This window comes from Kribbella sp. NPDC056951, assembly GCF_042674205.1.
GTDB classification, from domain to species: Bacteria; Actinomycetota; Actinomycetes; order Propionibacteriales; family Kribbellaceae; genus Kribbella; species Kribbella yunnanensis.
In genome coordinates, this window is the sequence record NZ_JBHUQZ010000002.1 from 1,110,814 (window position 1) to 1,127,662 (window position 16,849).

14 protein-coding genes and 1 pseudogene are annotated in these 16,849 nt (G+C 67.4%); 6 read left to right on the forward strand and 9 right to left on the reverse strand.

The window, feature by feature from the left end; genetic code table 11:
• Nucleotides 1–79 precede the first annotated feature (79 nt).
• Nucleotides 80–1,882 (forward strand): hypothetical protein, encoded by a 1,803-nt coding sequence (locus tag ACFTSF_RS12480; RefSeq protein WP_380153922.1) that lies wholly within the window; start codon nt 80–82, stop codon nt 1,880–1,882.
• A gap of 40 nt (nt 1,883–1,922) precedes the next feature.
• Here the strand turns inward: ACFTSF_RS12480 and ACFTSF_RS12485 are convergent.
• The 7 genes and pseudogenes from ACFTSF_RS12485 to ACFTSF_RS12515 all read right to left on the reverse strand — a co-directional run bounded on the left by ACFTSF_RS12485 (nt 1,923) and on the right by ACFTSF_RS12515 (nt 10,267).
• A pseudogene (locus ACFTSF_RS12485) lies at nt 1,923–3,192 on the reverse strand (IS3 family transposase).
• An 846-nt stretch (nt 3,193–4,038) separates the two neighbouring features.
• A complete protein-coding gene (locus ACFTSF_RS12490; RefSeq protein WP_380153923.1) occupies nt 4,039–5,040 on the reverse strand; it encodes a helix-turn-helix domain-containing protein in 1,002 nt (333 codons plus the stop codon).
• 109 nt (nt 5,041–5,149) lie between these two features.
• Complete coding sequence (locus ACFTSF_RS12495; RefSeq protein WP_380153924.1) at nt 5,150–5,557, reverse strand: hypothetical protein; 408 nt, start codon at nt 5,555–5,557, stop codon at nt 5,150–5,152.
• 31 nt (nt 5,558–5,588) lie between these two features.
• Nucleotides 5,589–6,806 (reverse strand): glycoside hydrolase domain-containing protein, encoded by a 1,218-nt coding sequence (locus tag ACFTSF_RS12500; RefSeq protein WP_380153925.1) that lies wholly within the window; start codon nt 6,804–6,806, stop codon nt 5,589–5,591.
• A gap of 1 nt (nt 6,807) precedes the next feature.
• Complete coding sequence (locus ACFTSF_RS12505; RefSeq protein WP_380153926.1) at nt 6,808–7,734, reverse strand: peptidoglycan-binding protein; 927 nt, start codon at nt 7,732–7,734, stop codon at nt 6,808–6,810.
• Between the two features lie 12 nt (nt 7,735–7,746).
• The gene (locus ACFTSF_RS12510) at nt 7,747–8,739 is read right to left on the reverse strand and encodes a penicillin-insensitive murein endopeptidase (protein ID WP_380153927.1); all 993 of its coding nucleotides are present in this window, start codon (nt 8,737–8,739) and stop codon (nt 7,747–7,749) included.
• Between the two features lie 94 nt (nt 8,740–8,833).
• Complete coding sequence (locus ACFTSF_RS12515) at nt 8,834–10,267, reverse strand: alpha-amylase family protein (protein WP_380153928.1); 1,434 nt, start codon at nt 10,265–10,267, stop codon at nt 8,834–8,836.
• Between the two features lie 106 nt (nt 10,268–10,373).
• Between ACFTSF_RS12515 and ACFTSF_RS12520 the strand changes: the two genes are divergently transcribed.
• Nucleotides 10,374–11,543 (forward strand): hypothetical protein, encoded by a 1,170-nt coding sequence (locus ACFTSF_RS12520; RefSeq protein WP_380153929.1) that lies wholly within the window; start codon nt 10,374–10,376, stop codon nt 11,541–11,543.
• On the opposite strand, the gene ACFTSF_RS12525 is transcribed toward ACFTSF_RS12520, so the two are convergent.
• Nucleotides 11,525–12,874, reverse strand: coding sequence for a serine/threonine-protein kinase (locus ACFTSF_RS12525; protein WP_380153930.1), 1,350 nt, complete (start codon nt 12,872–12,874; stop codon nt 11,525–11,527). The two genes, ACFTSF_RS12520 and ACFTSF_RS12525, sit on opposite strands and share 19 nt — an antisense overlap.
• A gap of 37 nt (nt 12,875–12,911) precedes the next feature.
• On the opposite strand from ACFTSF_RS12525, the gene ACFTSF_RS12530 reads away from it, so the two are divergent.
• On the forward strand, nt 12,912–13,484 hold the full coding sequence (locus tag ACFTSF_RS12530) for an RNA polymerase sigma factor (protein WP_380153931.1): 573 nt from the start codon (nt 12,912–12,914) through the stop codon (nt 13,482–13,484).
• Between the two features lie 52 nt (nt 13,485–13,536).
• Complete coding sequence (locus ACFTSF_RS12535; RefSeq protein WP_344148534.1) at nt 13,537–14,136, forward strand: hypothetical protein; 600 nt, start codon at nt 13,537–13,539, stop codon at nt 14,134–14,136.
• On the opposite strand, the gene ACFTSF_RS12540 is transcribed toward ACFTSF_RS12535, so the two are convergent.
• Complete coding sequence (locus ACFTSF_RS12540) at nt 14,133–15,566, reverse strand: PepSY-associated TM helix domain-containing protein (RefSeq protein ID WP_380153932.1); 1,434 nt, start codon at nt 15,564–15,566, stop codon at nt 14,133–14,135. The genes ACFTSF_RS12535 and ACFTSF_RS12540 overlap by 4 nt on opposite strands.
• A gap of 103 nt (nt 15,567–15,669) precedes the next feature.
• Between ACFTSF_RS12540 and ACFTSF_RS12545 the strand changes: the two genes are divergently transcribed.
• Together ACFTSF_RS12545 and ACFTSF_RS12550 are read left to right on the forward strand one after the other, a co-directional pair.
• Nucleotides 15,670–16,221, forward strand: coding sequence for a hypothetical protein (locus tag ACFTSF_RS12545; protein ID WP_380153933.1), 552 nt, complete (start codon nt 15,670–15,672; stop codon nt 16,219–16,221).
• A 66-nt stretch (nt 16,222–16,287) separates the two neighbouring features.
• The gene (locus ACFTSF_RS12550) at nt 16,288–16,845 is read left to right on the forward strand and encodes a sigma-70 family RNA polymerase sigma factor (RefSeq protein ID WP_380153934.1); all 558 of its coding nucleotides are present in this window, start codon (nt 16,288–16,290) and stop codon (nt 16,843–16,845) included.
• Nucleotides 16,846–16,849: the final 4 nt, after the last annotated feature.

Below are 16,849 nucleotides of genomic sequence, written 5' to 3' on the forward strand. Positions count from 1 at the left end.
CATGTTTCCCCTTGTGGACAAGGGGTTTCAGCGCGGCGGCGATTTGCGATGGGAGAGCTGGAGGCATAGACTCGAACACATGTTCGAGGATGATCTGACGCTGCTTTCGACGGCTGACCTGCTGGAGTCGGCCGTCGAGCACCGCGCGTTCGCGAATCGCGCGGAGACGCGAGGTCTCGAACATGCCCTGGTCTACGCCGACCGTTTCCACCCCGACGCCTGCACCCCACGCCCCGGCCGACGCCCGTTCGACGGCCGCGAACGCGCAGTGGTCCTCGGCGGTGAAGGCTGCCCGGAGATCGCCGAGTTCGCGATCGCCGAATACGCGGCCGTGCACGGCGTCTCGCATCGCATCGGCGCCAAGATCATCGGCGACGCGTTGGCGCTGCGGCACCGGTTCCCGTTCACCTGGGCGCGAGTCCTGTCCGGCGACGCAACCCCGTGGAAGGCCTGCCGCCTCGTCCGCGACTGCGTCGACCTGTCCGAGGAAGCCGCCCGCTACGTCGACCAACGGGTCGCCGCCCTGATCAACACGATCACCCCCTACCGCCTCGACAAGATCGTCAAAGCAGCCAAGATGCACATCGACCCCGAAGCAGCCCGCGCCGAGGCCGCCGCCAAGGTCCGCGAACGCGGCGTCTTCATCGGCCGCTCCGACGAACACGGCACCAAAACCATCTACATCCGCACCTCCAGCGGCGCAGCCACCCGCTTCGACGCCACCATCCACGCTCTCAGCGACGCCCAGCAAACCCTCGGCGACACCCGCCCGACCCAGACCCGCCGAGCCGAATCAGTCGGCATCATCGCCGACCCGATCTTCGCCCAAGAACTCCTCAATCAAGGCCACCACCACCCTGCCGGTTCCTCTGCTCCGCACCTACCCACTCCGCCCGCGCCCACCTCGGCTGAGCCCACCGCGGACACCGCGACCCCGGACGCCGGGGCCTCCCGTGCTGCAGTTCAGAGCGCCGCGAGCCAGGAGGTTCCCAGCCCGCAAGCTCCCGCCCCGAGATCTCTCGGCCCAGGAGCTCTGGGCCCGGAGCGTGGCATTGAGGAGACGGGGTGGGGTCATGGATGGGTGGGTGGCGGTGAGCCTGGAGTGAACGACGAGGCAGACCGCGACGCACCACACCCGAGCAACAGCGATCTCCCCGACCCCCTCGACCGACCGGATGACCGCACTGGCCGGCTGGTGGAGCCGTTCGATGCTGCCACGTGCCGCATACCTGATGACGGCGAACCCATGGACCCCGCAGCACACCTCGCGCTCACCAGACGACTGGCGCAGATCAAACACGACGCCTACGCCCGGCTCGCATCACCCATGATCGCCGACACTGTCGTGCGGCCGGGCAAGGCCGTGATCTACGTCCACCTGACGGATCGGACGCTGGCAGCCGCCGCGACCTCCACCACTGGTACTCGCACTCGAGACGGCGTCGTGCGGGCCGAAGGGATCGGGCCCTTGCTGACAAGCCAGTTGAGCGATCTGATCGGATACGGCCCCTACATCGTCAAGCCGGTCATCGACCTCAACGACGGCGTCTCGGTCAACTGCTACGAGGCTTCCGAGCGGGTCCGCGAACGCGTCAGACTCACCCACCCGGTCGAACTGTTCCCCTACGGCACCCGCGAAACCAACCACCGCATCGACCTGGACCACCTCAAGCCCTACGACCCACTCGGCCCACCAGGCCAGACGAACACACAAAACCTCGCCCCACTCGGCCGCTACGCCCACCGAGTGAAGACCCACGCGCGCGGCTGGAACGTCCGTCGGATCAACTCCACCACCCTCGAATGGACCACCCCCCACGGCTTCATCTTCCACGTCAACCCGACCGGCACCCACCGCATCATCACGGAAGGTCAGGACTAGAAGGGCGGGCTGAACCGTCCCGGGTTTGGTGCACCCTCGGTTATGTGTGGACGACTGTTCGGTCGTCGCGGGTTTGTGAATAGTAGTCAGCCTCGGCTTCGGCGGGTGGGCGTCGGTCGAGGCGGTGCATGAGCCGGCTGGTGTTGTACCAATGCACCCAGTCGGCGGTGATGGTCTCGACACTGGCCAGGCCGGTGAGTGGTCCGCGGCGAAACGGTGAGTCGTCGCGGATGCATTCGGTCTTGTAGAGCCCGATGGTGGTCTCGGCCAGGGCGTTGCCGTAAGCGTCGCCGACCGTGCCGATCGAGGGGCTGAGTCCGTGCAGCTGCAAGGTCTCGGTGAGGTGCACCGAGGTGTATTGGGATCCGGCGTCGGAGTGGTGAATCGTCTTGTTCTGCAAGGGATTGCCTTGTCTTCTGCGTGACGCGGCGGCCTGGGCGATGGCCCGTTCGACAAACGCAGTGTGCTTGGACGTCGAGCATTCCCAACCGACGATCCGTCCGGCGAACGCATCGATGACGAACGCGGTGTAGGCGAACGCGCCGGTCGTCAGGCGCACGTAGGTGAAGTCCGCGACCAGCAGCCGGTTGGGTGCCCCGACGGTGAACTGGCGGTTGACCAGGTCCGGTGCCCGGGTCGCGGCCGGGTCCGCGATCGTGGTGCGGACCTTCTTGGCCCGGGTCACACCGCGCCAGCCGTTGGTCTTCATCAGCCGCTCGACCGTGCACCGCGCCACGCCAATGCCTTGGCGCTGCAGGTGGGCCACATTTTCAATGACCCGTACAACGCCTCCGGTGGGCGTTTGCCGTGCTCGTCGGGCTCGTAGTACCCGGCCAGTACCCCGGTCACCGTGGTGTCCCACAGCGCCCGCTTCGATGGCGCCCGGACCGTCCAGGCGTAATAGGTCCTCGAGGCGATCTGGCAGCCCTGCGCGGACAGCACACGGCAGATCGAAGCGACCCCGAACCGAGCCTTGTGCTCGGCGATGAACCGGCAGATCAGCGCTGTCGCGGGTCGCTCTCCCGCGCGAAGAAACTTGTCGCAGCTTTCAAGATCTCGACCGTGCGTTCCAGTTCGGCGTTCTTCCGCTTCAACTCCCGGATCTCCCGCGCCGACTCAGACGACACCCCGTCGGCCTGGCCGGCATCGATCTCGGCCTGGCGAACCCAGCGGCGCAGCGTCTCGGCCGTCATACCCAACCGGGCCGCCACCGCCTTGATCGCAGCAAACTCAGACGAATAGTCCTGAACATGATCAATGACCAGCCGGACCGCCTTCACGCGGGTCTGCTCGTCGTACTTACTCGGCATAGATGCCACCTTCCCAACGAAGGAGATGTGCATCAAACCCGGGGTGGTTCAGATCTGGTCTCCTGGCCTGGTCTCCGGATCATCGGACGTTACTGCGGCTGATGCGTGTGCGATGAAGAGGCTGGGCAGCCGTTGGCCGGTCGCGAGTGATGAGGACTACTCGGTGGGAGCGGGAACGGGCCCGCTGGCCTGTTTCCCGCACGGCAACCACAGCCCGGTAACCCCAGGCGACGTGGAGCCGCGGTCACCGACCGCACCATCCACCTCAGCCGCCGCGGCGCCCAGCCACGCTTTCTTTTTGGTCGGCCGGGAGCGGTGATCAGCCAGAGCGGACGTCCCCGGCCGAGTCCTTTCGGACCTGTACCTCGACTCGACCGCCAAAGGCGGCCGACAAAGCAAGAGGGCCGGCCAATCGGGTGGCTGGGCCGGATGGCGAGGCCCGGCGACCGCGGCTCCACGTCGCCAGTGGGCTGACGGGCTGTGGCTGAGGCGCGTGATGCTCGAGTCCTGCGCTGGTCGGTACTTTTCGGGTCCAGCCCTCTGGCGACGATTTCTTTCCGACCAACGCGCCAGACATCCCCTGGGAGCCGAGTCCGCGGGCCAGCAGTCACCTTGAGCACCCACCAGCCATCCGCCCCCTACCGAAACGGTCGAACCGTGCCCAAGGTCGCCCCGGCCGGCGCACCTTGAGCACCCCTCAACCACATTCCGATCGCGCAGATGGTTGACCCGTGCACAACGTCGTACCGGCTCTTGGAGGGAGCCGAAGGGCCGCCGAGCCGGGGCGGGGCGCGGCTGGAACGTCCGTCGTCTTCCATGTCGACCCGACCGGCACCCACCGCCTGATCACGTCCGAGGACTGACGCTGCGGCCGGCTTGGAGGAGGGCGATGCCGAGGGCGGTCAGTGAGTGCCAGACGGCCAGGCCTTGGCGTTCGGTGGTGATCAGGCCGGCGCCGCGCAGGACGGTGGCGTGTTCGCTCGCCGTACTGCGGGAGACGCCCAGGCCGGCGGCGAGGTCGGACGTCGTACAGCCGTCGGCGATCGCGCGCAGGCCGGCGGCGCGGGTGCTGCCGATCAGCTCACCGAGGCCGTTGCCTGAAGCAACCGACTGCGGGTCGCCGCCGAGGCGGCCGGAGGGGTAGATGACGACGGGTGGGAGCTCGGGGTCGTACATCGTCATCGGGTTGTGCCAGTTGAAGTACGACGGGATCAGCGTCAGCCCACGTCCGTTCAGGTGGATGTCTCGGCTCGTCGGGCCGTTGACCTCCAGGACCGGTGGTTCCCAACGCAGCGCCGGGCGCAGGCTGCCGAGGAGGCCGGAGATGCCGTCGTCGCTGTGGAGTCGCGTGCGGAGTAGGTACTCCGCGCGGACGCGGGCGCGGATGGTCGGCCAGTACGGCGCGAGGGCGCGGTCGTAGTACGTCTGCATCGCCGTACCGAGGGCAGTCAGGTCGGCCGCTCGCCCGTTCGCGAGCGCGGCAACCCAGGCGGCCGATCCCCGCGGGGGTGTGACCAGGTCGAGTTCCCGGCGCATCCGCTGGCGGGGTGTACTCAGCACGGTGTCGAGGCCAGCCGTGAATCCGGCCAGTCCCTCGATCGGTGTCATGAAGTCCGGGAAGTACGCACCGGCCGGCGCTACCGGGGCGAGGGTCGTACGGATCATGTGCTGGAAGGCTTCGTCGCGCGGCAGGCCCTTGCGCCACTGCGCGAAGTACTGCGGCTGCCGAGGCTTCTCGCCCTGCAGCAGGTGCAAGCTGAGCATCAACTCCCACAGCGGATCCGGCTCCGGCGCAATGTGCGTCCGGGCCAGATCCGCCGCGGTGAAGTGAATCCGTACTGTCCCCATCGCTGCCGTGCCTCCCCTGCGGCACGCTGCTGGGCGAGGGCCGGCGCGCCGAGGTCCCATGATGCAGCCTCGGCCGGTGCGTGGGAAGGATCGATCGGTGCCTAAAGGATTAGACGCCGCGGCACTCGTAGTTGCGGATGTACGCGACGTCGTCGGTGTCGATCTTGTACCAGCCGGCGCCTTGTACCTTGGTCCCCTCCCAACCCCAGAAGTTGTGAATATCTACCCAGAAAGTGCAGCGGTACGGGACCTCGTAGGCGTCGACATCACCCCACCCGTTGGTGCTGCTGTGCGGGCTCAGCCCGCGGATCTGGCTCGGGCACGATGAGCCGAGCGGCTCATACCTGCTGTCGCTGCACCAATTCATCGCGACCCGGATGCCGAGGCTGGTCTGGTTGTCGACGGTGCCGCACATCGAGCCGACACACGCGCCGGCGTTTGCTGCCGGTGCACCTGTCAGGGTTGCTCCGGTCAGGACGGCGATCGCGGCAGCCGAACGCATGAATGCCTTCTTCACAACGGTTCTCCTTCTCATTGACCTGATTGCCCTATTGACCTGATTGCAGGGCGGTCCAGGTTTGGGGGCCGACTTCGCCGTCGACCGGGAGGCCTCGGGTGGTTTGGTAGTCGCGGACTGCTTGTTCGGTGCCGGAGCCGAAGTCGCCGTCGATGCCGATCGGGCGGGCGAGGGCGGCGGTCAGGGCTCGTTGGAGGCGACGGACTTCGAGGCCGGTTGAGCCGCGGGCCAGGTTCGGTTGCCAGCCGGCTGATAGCAGCGCGGTCCACGTACGGCGGCCGACTTCGCCGTCTACGCCAAGACCGTGTGCCGACTGGAATGCGCGCACAGCTGTGTCGGTACGAGTGCCGAAGTCGCCGTCTACCCCGCCGGCGTCTCGGCCGTCATCTTTCAGCAGGTATTGCAGGGCGCTGACTGCGGGACCGTTCGCGCCGGTGCGGATGGTCGGGTAGGTGGTGAAGTCGCGGTTGACCGCGGGTTGCAGGTCGACCTGGTTGCTGTCGATGTTGATGGTGCGACCGCCGTGCGTCTCGTTGTGGTCACCGGCGTACTGGTGGATCCGTTGGTGGTTTGACCAGTACGCCGCCGGCACGTACGAACCTGCGTCGGTGTCCGCCTTGTTGTTCCACCAGGCGAAGTCGATCACGTCCGGCCGCGCGTACGTCGCGGATCGGTACACGTTGGCCAGGTCGCGGATCCCCGAGGCCGCGCCGGAGTAGACACCGGACAGGTACGACGACTCGTGCAGCCGCTCGGTCCATCCGGTCAGGTAGCTGAGCACCGCCGTACGGCATGCGGTGTTCGAGCTGTCGTAGTGCTCCATGTCGTTGTACAGAACGGTTCCCGCCGCGAGGCCGAGGTTCCCGGCCCGCGTGATCGCGTCGCCACCTTCGGATCGACCTTGGGAGCGGGCGACCGCGGGATCGGCGGACATCTTGAACGACTGGGTCGTCGTGCATGGGGCTTGGCGACCGACGTACAGGGGTAGGAGGTGCCAGCCCGCCGAGACCTGCGCACTGACCCACGATGGCGTCAGGTTCGCTTGGGTCTTGCAGCCGCGGCCGTCGCCGCCGAAGTAGACGCCGACCGATCGGTACGGCGAGGACAGCCAGGCCTGCATCGTCGCCGACGACGGGGTGTCGCAGGTGTCGAATGCCTTGCCTGTAAAGGATGTCTGGCTTGCCCACGTGAGGGTCGGCGTGACGACCAGGATGGCCAGGCTCAGGGCCGCGATTCGTAGCCGTCGCATGTCAGTCGAAACAACCGGTGGTGGGCAGATTCGCAGGCGCCGGCGGGACCCCACCGTCGTACAGCGAGATCAGGTACTTCTGCGGACAGCGGTAGCCGCCGTTCACCTTGATGTGGAAGTGCAGGTGCGGTCCCTGCGCGTTGCCGGATGCGCCGGTCGTCCCGATTCGCTGTCCGGCGGACACCGGCCCGTTGCTGATCGCGATCGACTCGAAGTGGCAGTACGTGTAGCGCACATTGCCGACGTCGATGTTGACACCCAGTCCGCATTTGGACTCGCTGATCCGGGACGCCGTACCGGACACGATCGCGTACGCCGCAACCTGGTTCACCGGCAGGTCGATGGCCGGGTAGGTGTGGTCCACGTCGTCGTACTCGGTCCGAGCCAGCGCGCCGCGCGGGAGCGGCAGGCTGTAGCCGGCCGGGTAGCCGGGGAAGTCGCCGATCAGGGTCTGCCAGGTGAGCGGTCCGACCTGGCCGTTCGCGTCGAGGCTGTGCGACGACTGGAACGACCGTACGGCGGCGTCCGTGTTCCCGCCGAAGTCACCGTCGACGGTCAGCCCGTGCCCGTACCGGTTGAGTTCGACCTGCAAAGCCTTCACAGCCTCGCTGTTCGAACCGCGTTGCACCGTGACAATCAACTTCGACCAAGTGTTCGGCCCGATCTGACCGTCGGACCCCAGGCCGTTGGCGGACTGGAAGGCCTTCGCCGCAGCCTCGGTACCGCCACCGAAGTCGGCGTCCGCGCTGATGTCATGCCCGTGGTGGCGGAGCAGGTACTGCGCCGTCGTGACGATCGGGCTGTACTGGCCCTTGACGAGATTCGGCCAAGCAGGCAAGGCCGCAGCGGTTGTGGTCGGCAGGACGAGTCCGGCCGCAACGGCGATCAAAGCCGTGAGAAGGCCGAGCGCTCTAGAACGTTTGGACACTGGAGGTTCCCTTCAGCAGGAGTAGCTGGAGTTCGGGTGGACGGACTCGCAGTAGCGGACATGCAGGTGGTCGTCGTGGTTGTCCTGCGACTGGACCAGGCCTTCGCCGATGAGGACGGGGTCGTTGAAGAAGATGACCTTCACCCGGCCGGTCGCCCGGATCGCCTGGATCAGTTCGCGTGTCGCCGTACGGCTGTATTGCGCGTCGAATCTGCTGATCCGGCTGGTCCCGGTGCACTGGGCGTGGTCGTTGCGCATCAGCTGGACATCGGCATCGAGCCCGACCTCATGGCTGGCGTGGTCCGGGATGTTGCCGCCGTGTTCGAAGCTCAGGTCGCGGGCGGCCACCGGTCCGAGCCCGCTCGAGTAGACCCGGCCGGCCGCCGCAGTCAACTGCCCGACAGCGGCCGCCGTACCCCAATGCGCGCTGTCCCCGTTGACATCCGACGCCTTCGTGCAGATCGCTGCAGCCTCAGGCCGATCAACAAGCTGGTAATGCCAGATCAGGTTCCGCCAGGTGATCGGTCCGACCTCACCGTTGTCCTCGATCCCCGCATGCCGCTGGAAGTCGACCACCGCGGCATAAGTCCCCGGCCCGAACGAACCATCAACACTGAGCCCAAGACCCCGCTTCACATTGAGCTGACGCTGCAAAGCCCGTACGGCGTTGTTGTTGTCGCCCTGCCGAAGCGAGACCGCCAACGCGCCCCACGTATTCGGCCCGACCCGCCCATCCGCGCCAAGCCCCCGAGCCGTCTGGAAAGCGCGAACCGCGGCATCCGTCCCGGACCCGAAGTCCCCGTCAACAGCAACCGTCTGCCCAGCATGCACGAGCAGCTGCTGGATCGCCTCCACATCGGCGCCCCGACTCCCCTTGCTCTGAGTCGGCCAAGCGGCCTGCGGAAACGCCTGCGCGGTGAGACTGCCACCCACCAGCAACAACCAAGCCACGACAAGCAGCACCCCACCGCGCACTGCCATCATCGGTACGGCGGATCTCGACATGATGTTCCTTCGCATGAGCCGGATCTGACCGACTCAGCGTGGCCACCACGCCTACTCCCCCGCCAAGCTATTCGCCGACGGCCGAAACCCTCCTTCAGCTGACCTTGGCGGCCGCGTGCAGAGCGAGACCATCCTGCGCACCGACGTCGGCGCGGAACCAACCGCCGGCGTCAACGGTGTAGATCGGGCCGGTGCAGTTGCCCGGCGTGAAGTCGCCGTGGAACACGTCGCAGTACCGGCCCGGCGCCAGGTTGGTGTGGAAGCTGCGGCCGGTCAGGGCTGAGCCCTCGTCGTTCAGGATGAGGTAGCCCTTGTCGCCGCGGCCGAAGGCGATCGTGTCGTTGCCGTTGTCCCACCACTCGGTGACCGCGGTACCGCGGGTGATGTTGTGGAAGGCAACCATGTTGGCGATCACGCGCCACTCGTGCTCACACCGCCAGCGGTTCGTGAAGCACGTGGTGTCCGTCGTGCGGCCGTCGCTCAATGACGGCGGTCCCTGGTCGTTCGAGGTGTACTCGTAACTGGACATGACCGTCGGCGTCCCGTAGGTCCAAGCGAGCATGAAGGCGTTCGCCATCGCGTACCGGCCGTTGTCGCGGAAGGTCAGGACGCCACTCCCCCGCTGCGTGTCGTGGTTATCCGTGAAGACGACCGCCTTGTTCGACGGCAGGGGCGATCCGAAGGTCTTCAGGTAGGCAAGCCGCTCGTTGTTGAAGATCTTCGCCAGGTCCTGCCCGTAGCGGAATTCGTGCACGTCGCCATTCCCGACGTACTCGTCCGGCGTCACCGGCTCACCCGGCCCGTAGATGACCTCTTGATACAGGTACGCCGGTCGCGACAACCGCGCCTTGATCGCGGCGATGTCCGCGGCCGGCATGTGCTTGGACGCATCGAGCCGGAACCCGTCGACCCCGATCGAGAGCAGATCGTTCAGGTACGCCGCGATCCGGCCGCGCACGTAGTCCGAACCAGTCGCCAGGTCCGCGAGGTCGACGAGTTCGCAGTTCTGCACCTCGTAGCGGTCGCCGTAGTTGACGATGTCGTCGTTCCCATTGCGGCCGCAGTGGTGGAAGTCCTGCGTTTGATAGATCCCTGGATAGTCGTAATGCGTGTACGACGACCCCGCGCTCCCGGTCCCGCCCGACGATCCACCAGTCATGTGATTGATGACGGAGTCGACGTACACCTTCACACCGGCCGCATGGCAGCTGTTGACCATCGCCACGAAGTCCGCCCGGGTACCGCGCCGGGTGTTGTCGATCTTGTAGCTGACCGGCTGATAGTCCTGCCACCACGGGTACCCCTGCCCCGGCAGCACGACATGCTCTTGCGGCGGCGACACCTGTACGGCGCCATACCCGCGCGGGCCGAGGAAGGTGCCGCACTCGCGGCCGACCGACTTCCAGTTCCACTCGAACAGCTGGACGATAACGTCCCGCGGCCCGTCCGGCGTCGCCGACGCGGTCGGCAGGCCGACAACGGCCAGCACAGTCCCCAGCAGTACGACGAGTGCCTTCCGCAGCATCATCGATCCAGTCTCGCAGCGAAAGTGCGACCTGTCGTGAACCGAACGTGTCGCCCGACCATCAAAGCCCTCCAGTACGACACACTGAGGACGAATTTCGGAGGGCATGATGAATCGGAGTATCAAGCTGGCCGGGCTGGTGGCGAGCGTTTCGGTCGCCGCCGTGGTGGCGGGTGCGCTGGTGGCGGCGCAGCAGACGCCCACGCTCGCCTCGGCATCGGGCGGCGACGTGAACCCGATCGACAGCACCACGAGCACCACCTCGAAGCCGTCCACGACGCCGAGCAAGTCGACGGAGTCTGCACCGAGCGGTGCGCTCAAGCAGACGCTCGACCTGACCAAGCTCAGGCAGGGCGCCGCCCCAAAGACGTCGTACGTCGACGGGCGCACGGTGACCGTCGGTACCACCAAATTCCTGCTGCCGGTCTCGGACGGTCAGGTCTGGGGCGTGGCACGAACCGGTGGCGGCGGTGCGCTCGTTCTGCACCGGCCGAACGAGAACGGCCCCGATGTCCTCACCACCTGGAGCGGTGGCGCCCGCAAGGGCAGCGTGAAGGATGTGTCGACCGTGCGTTCCGCGGCGGATCAGGCGAGCAGCGCGTATGCCATCCAGCCGGCCAAGGCCGACGGAACCCCGCAGCCGAAGTTCACGCTGGTGTGGCGGGACAACCCCAGCGGTACGACGGAGTCGCTGCAGCGCACCGGCGAGCACGAACCGCTCATTCTCGCCGTCCAAGGCTCTGAGGTGTACTTCGCCGCGTCGGACAAGAACGAGAAGCAGACGCTGTACAAGTGGGTCGCCGGCGATGTCGTCGTGCAGCCGGTCAGCGGCGTACCGTCGCCGGCCGCGGTGTCGTCGGACCTCCAGCTGGCCGCGGCCGTCACGTCGGTGGCCGACGACGGCAGCTGCAGCGCGCTGATCGACCTCGCGGAAGGCAAGAAGCGCTGGACGACGTGCGAGTACGGCGTCGACGAGTTGCGCGGCGGAAGCTCCTTCGCGGTCGGCGGTCCGGCGTACCAGGACGGGTACGGCCTCGGCCTGGTCGCCGCGCTCGACATCAAGACCGGCAAGCTCGTCCGGGAATGGTCCGGCCGCGAGGCGGTCACGATCGTCGACTTCGAGCAGGAGGACGCCGATCACATCCTGGTGACGGCCGAGCAGAGCGGCAAGACGGCGATCGCTCGCTGCACGCCGAAGACCGGAGCCTGTGAACTGGCCACGCCCCTCAAGAAGGGCACCGGCAACACCGACAACCGCCCCTACTTCTTGGGCACGTAGGTCACCGAGTCGAGGACCTGCACCGCCTGTGCAGCGTCCTCGGCCCGGACCTGGATCCGGATCAGCGAGCCGTTGATCTTCTTCACCCGCTCGAACGTCGTCATACCGGCCGGGCACTCGGCGTAATTCGCGGTTGCGGTGTTCGCCTGCTCGTTGCGATCGAGTGTGGCGGCGCAGCCCTTGGGACCAGGAAGTGCAGCGGCCAACGGCACCTCTCCGTCGGGCAGCACACCGGCGAAGACGCCAGGCACCTTTGAACCCGGGTCGCTCCAGGAACTGTTGTTGCCGCTGACCAGGAGAGCCGGGAGCTGGCTGGTCGCACCCTGCGGCTTCCAGCCGCCGCCGGTCCGGGTGCTCGTCCATTCCCGCGGAAGCTCGACCGACAGGACTTGCTGTTGATCCACGACTCGCACCCACTGACGCTGTACGCCGTACTGCCAGCCGAGGTAGCCACCGGCGCCACCCAGCAGTGCGGCCGCGACAGTCGCTGCCACCCAAGGATTGATCGAGAATCGGCGAGTGGCTTCCGGAACCTGGGCAGCCGCGTGCAAGGCCTCGGCGAAGGAACGGACATCGGGCCAGCGCTGCTCGCGATCCTTGTTCAGACCGCGCCGGATCACCTCGTTCACCGCGGCGGGGACTGTCTCCAGCGCGGGCGGCGGGCCATCGACGGCCAACACGGCCGCGAGCGTCGTCGCGCCGTACGGCGGTTGTCCGGACAGTGCGGCGTACGTGACCGCGGCCAGCGCATACAGGTCGGCACGTGGATCGAGTACGTCGCCGCGCACCTGCTCGGGTGCGACATAAGCCGGGGTACCGCCGGGCATCGTCACCCGCGACACCTTGTCGAGCGACTTGCCCAGGCCGAGATCGCCGAGCATGGCCCGCTCACCGGTCGGCGTACTGCGGAAGAGCACGTTCTCCGGCTTGACGTCGCGATGCAGAACGCCTTGGTCGTGCAACTCCTGCAGACCGGAGCTGACGTTCTCGATCACTTCCAGTGTGTCGGCGAGCGGGAGCGGGCCCTCCTTGATGCGGTCGGCGAGCGTGCCGCGGTCGGCGTATGTCAGGACGAGGAACGGGCGGCCGTCGTCGGTGGTACCGCTGTCGTGGACACCGACGACGTACGGCGACTCGACCTTCCGCAGGAACCGGCCTTCCTCGACGAAGCGACGCCGTACGTCGAGATCGTCCACCCAGTGCTCGGCCAGCACCTTCACCGCGACTTCAGCGTCGAGCTGCTCGTCCCGAGCCAGCCAGACCGCGGCGAAACCACCACTGCCCAACCGCCGGATCACGGCGTAGCGGCCAAAATGAGAGGGCTGAACCATGGCGGCCATTATGAATGACGACCGTATCCTCACTGGCATGGCCAACGACGGGGACGCGCTCGACGACCTTGCTCGGCGCGCTGCGCAGGACCCGGCGTTGCTGGACGAACTGATCCGGCAGGTGCAGCCGCAGGTGATGCGGATCTGCCAGCGGGTGCTCCCGCATCGCGCCGACGCCGAGGACGCCTGCCAGGACGCGCTGCTGGCCGTCGCCACCAAGGTCGGCACGTTCTCCGGGCGGAGCCGGTTCAGCACTTGGGTACACGTGGTCGCGTCGAACGCCGCCCGCGAGACCTACCGGCGGCTGAAACGACGTGCGGTCGAGAACCCAGCGGCGTGGCAGGACGATGACCGGCCGGCAAGATACGACCGTCCCGACCCGCGGACGACCAGTGTGGTCGCCGGGACCCGGCTGGATCTGCTCGACGCGCTCGAGCAGCTCGAGCTCGATCTGCCCGAGACTGTCACTTCGGTGGTGCTTCGCGACATCTACGAGCTCAGCTACGACGAGATCGCCGAGCAGGTCGGCATCCCGGTCGGGACCGTCAAGTCCCGGATCAGTCGGGCCAGGGTCTCGCTTAAGGCACAATTACTCCCCCGTCAGGAGTGATCTCACCCTCGGCGGTTTCGCCGATCGCCCGCGGGCCCGTAGGGTTTCGAACGTGTCTATCTACGATGTCGCCACATCAGACCAAGATCTGCCGGAAGTAGAAGAGCGCGCTTGGCGTGAGGTGTCCGATATCGGAGTGGCCGCCGCACGCGTCGAGTGGGCCGGTGCCGCCCGCGAGATGCTGCTCGTCGCGGCCAAGAAGTACCAGTCGCTGGTGCAGCTCAAGGACCTCGCCGTCGGCGTGCAGGAGCTGACCGGTATCCGGACCAAGCAGCTCCCCCGCCTCTGGATCGGTGGCACGCTCGCCGAGGTGTACGCCGAGAACCTGCGCCGCGGTGAGCCGATGCTGCCGGCCCTCTGCGTCAACCCCGACGAAAGTGTCTTCGAGGGGTACGCCGCGATCGTCGGCGCCGCCACCGGTGACACTCCCGCCGACCCCGACGCGCACGCCTCCCACGAGCGCCTCGCCGCCTACCGCCTGTTCGAGGCCACCAACCTGCCGTCCGACGGCGGCAGCGCGATGATCCCGGCCAAGCTCGGCGCCGCCCGGGCCCGCGCCCGCAAGGCCGCGATCGCCGAGCGCCCGATCAAGGCCTGCCCGAAGTGCAACCTGCAGACCCCGGCGAGCGGAATCTGCGACACCTGCGACTAGTCGCTGCCAGGTCGCGGTGGTGCCACGTTGAACCAGGCTCGGAGTCCGGCTACCCGGCGCAGGACGAGCTGATCCAGCAGCAGCACCGCGACCAGCGTGATACCGAACAGCGGTAAGAAGAGCGCGAGCGCAACGACCAGGACAGCCAAGGCGGGCGTGGCTCGCAGCGGAAGGCGACCGCGGGGTGCGCCGAGTGCCTTGCCCTTCGGGCGTCGTCGCCACCACATCAGCGGGCCGGTGACGCACATGAAGACGACACCGAGGCAGAACACCGTGGTGACCCAGAGGTTCAGGGTTCCGAGTCGCCGTCCCTCGTGCAGAGCGATGCCTTGGGCAACCACTTTGGCGAGTGCCGGGTAGTCGGCATAGCCGTACGTCGACACGACGCGGCCGCCGTACTGGTCGACGTGCAAGGTGCATTCCTTGCCGGGGTCGTTGAACGCGTAGCCGATCGCCGAATAGACGCCTTCGTCATCGGCGGGCAGCGCGATGGTCATCGGCCGGCGCAAGCCGTTGCGCTCGCCGACCGCGATCGCGGTGTCGACGGTGGCTACCGAGCGCTTCTTGTCCGCCGGGTTCGATCGCGGTACGTCGGTCTTGCCCAGACCCCACGGAACCGCGTGGCTGTGCGGGAGGGATTCGTCCAGCGTCGAGGTCGGATTCGACAACGCGCCGGGGTCTTCGGCCCAGAACGACGTACCGGCCTTTGTCGTCACAAGCTCTTGGGTCTGCTTACCCCAGACGCCGGTCCAGGGCAGTCCGGACACGATCAGGAACAGCAGGCCGAGGCCGAGGACTGCGCCGGTGCGGCCGTGCCGGGACCGCAGTACGGCGCCCGCCGCGCCGGCCGCTCGGCGTCGCGCCCGGGCGACCCGGCCGCGGAGGAACAGGAAGTAGCCCGTCAACGCCATCACGATCGCCCAGCAGGCGGCGATCTCGATCACGTAGTCGCCCCACCGGCCGACCATCAGTTCGCCGTGCAGCAGGATCGCGCCGCCGGACAACGTGGTGTCCGGGTTCAGCGCACCCAGGACCTTGCCTTCGTACGGATCGACGAAGACATCCCGCGGTCCGGCCTCGGTGTCGACGGAGAAGACCGTCGAACGATTCGGTGCGGACGGCTCGGTCATCGAGACCACGGTCGCGTCGGGGAACGCCTGCCGCGCCTGGTCGAGCTGGGAGGAGTACGGCTGCGCAACCAGTCCGGCAGGCTGCTGGACCTTCATCAGGTCGGCGTGCAGCATCGGCTCGATCTGGAACCGGAACAGGTAGATGAGCCCAGTGCCGGCCAGGATCAGCAGCACCGGGATCACCAGGAAGCTGGCGTAGAAATGCCACCGCCAGAACGCCCGGAACAGTCCCGATCCCTTCCCGCGCGGACCAGTCTTCTCCGCCTCGACCGGCACCGAGGCCGTCGCCACTTCGCCCACTTCCACTCCTTCTCCGCAGTTCCGGAGCAGTAGTCGGATGGCGGGACCGTTCAGTTCCCGTGACCTGGGACACATCTGCGTTCCATGCGACCATGGTGCAGCCATGCGTCAGTACTGGGGGTTCCGAGCAGCGCGGGCCGCGATGTTCGCGGCCACCTGTGTGCTGCTCGCCGCCCTCGGCCACGTGCTGATGTCCGGGATGCCGATTCCGGGCTGGGCTCTCGTCCTGGCCTTCGGCGTGGTCGGTACGGCGGCCTGGTTCGTAACCGACTGCGAACGCGGCATCCCCTTCGTGGTCGTCTCCACGGTGATGGCCCAGGCGATGCTGCATACGGTCTTCTCGACCGCTCAGGCGCACCCGCTCATGTCGAGTCACGACATGAGCGGTACGTCGTCGTACGGGATGCTCGGGGTCCACCTGCTGGCCGCGCTGTTGAGTGGCCTGTGGCTGGCCTATGGCGAGCGGGCCGCCTTCACCGTCCTGCGTTCGCTCGCGGCACGGCTGCTGATCTCGCTGCGGCTGATTGCCGGCCCGGGCTTCACCCCGCACCAGCCGCGGGTCCGGCCGCACCATTCCCCCAGGCCGCTGCAGCTCATCCTGCTCGTGCACGCCATCATCTCGCGGGGTCCACCGCGCGGAGTCCCCGTCAACTGACGGCCGACCCACACCCCTGCCGCCGTGGCAGGGGCCTTCCGCATGGACCACCGAAGGACTCTTGTGATGGCTTCCGCCTTGCACCAACCGCCCGACGAAACCACCACCCACCTGGCGCTCGCCGCCCGCGCCGGCGATCTCGTTGCCCTGGACAACTTCATTCGCGCGCTGCACCTCGACGTACGGCGCTATGTCAGCTACCTGAGCGCCGATCCGCAGTCAGCCGACGACCTCACCCAGGAGACGTTCCTGCGGGCCCTCAAGAGCCTGCACCGCTTCGAGGCCCGCTCGTCGGCCCGAACCTGGCTCCTGTCGATCGCCCGCCGTACCGTCGCCGACGACCTCCGCCACCAAGCATCCCGGCCGAAGATCTCCGACCACGACTGGCAGCACGCCGCCGAACAGGCCCAACCCCGCAACCTCCCCGGCTTCGACGACGGCATCGCCCTGACCGATCTCCTCGACAAACTCCCGACTGACCGCCGCGAAGTCTTCGTCCTCACCCAGCTCGCTGGGTTCCCGTACGAGGACGCCGCAACGCACCTGGGCTGCCCGACCGGCACCGTCCGCTCCCGAGTAGCCCGCGCCCGGATGACCCTGGCGAGCTTGGTCACCGCAGCCTGACCTC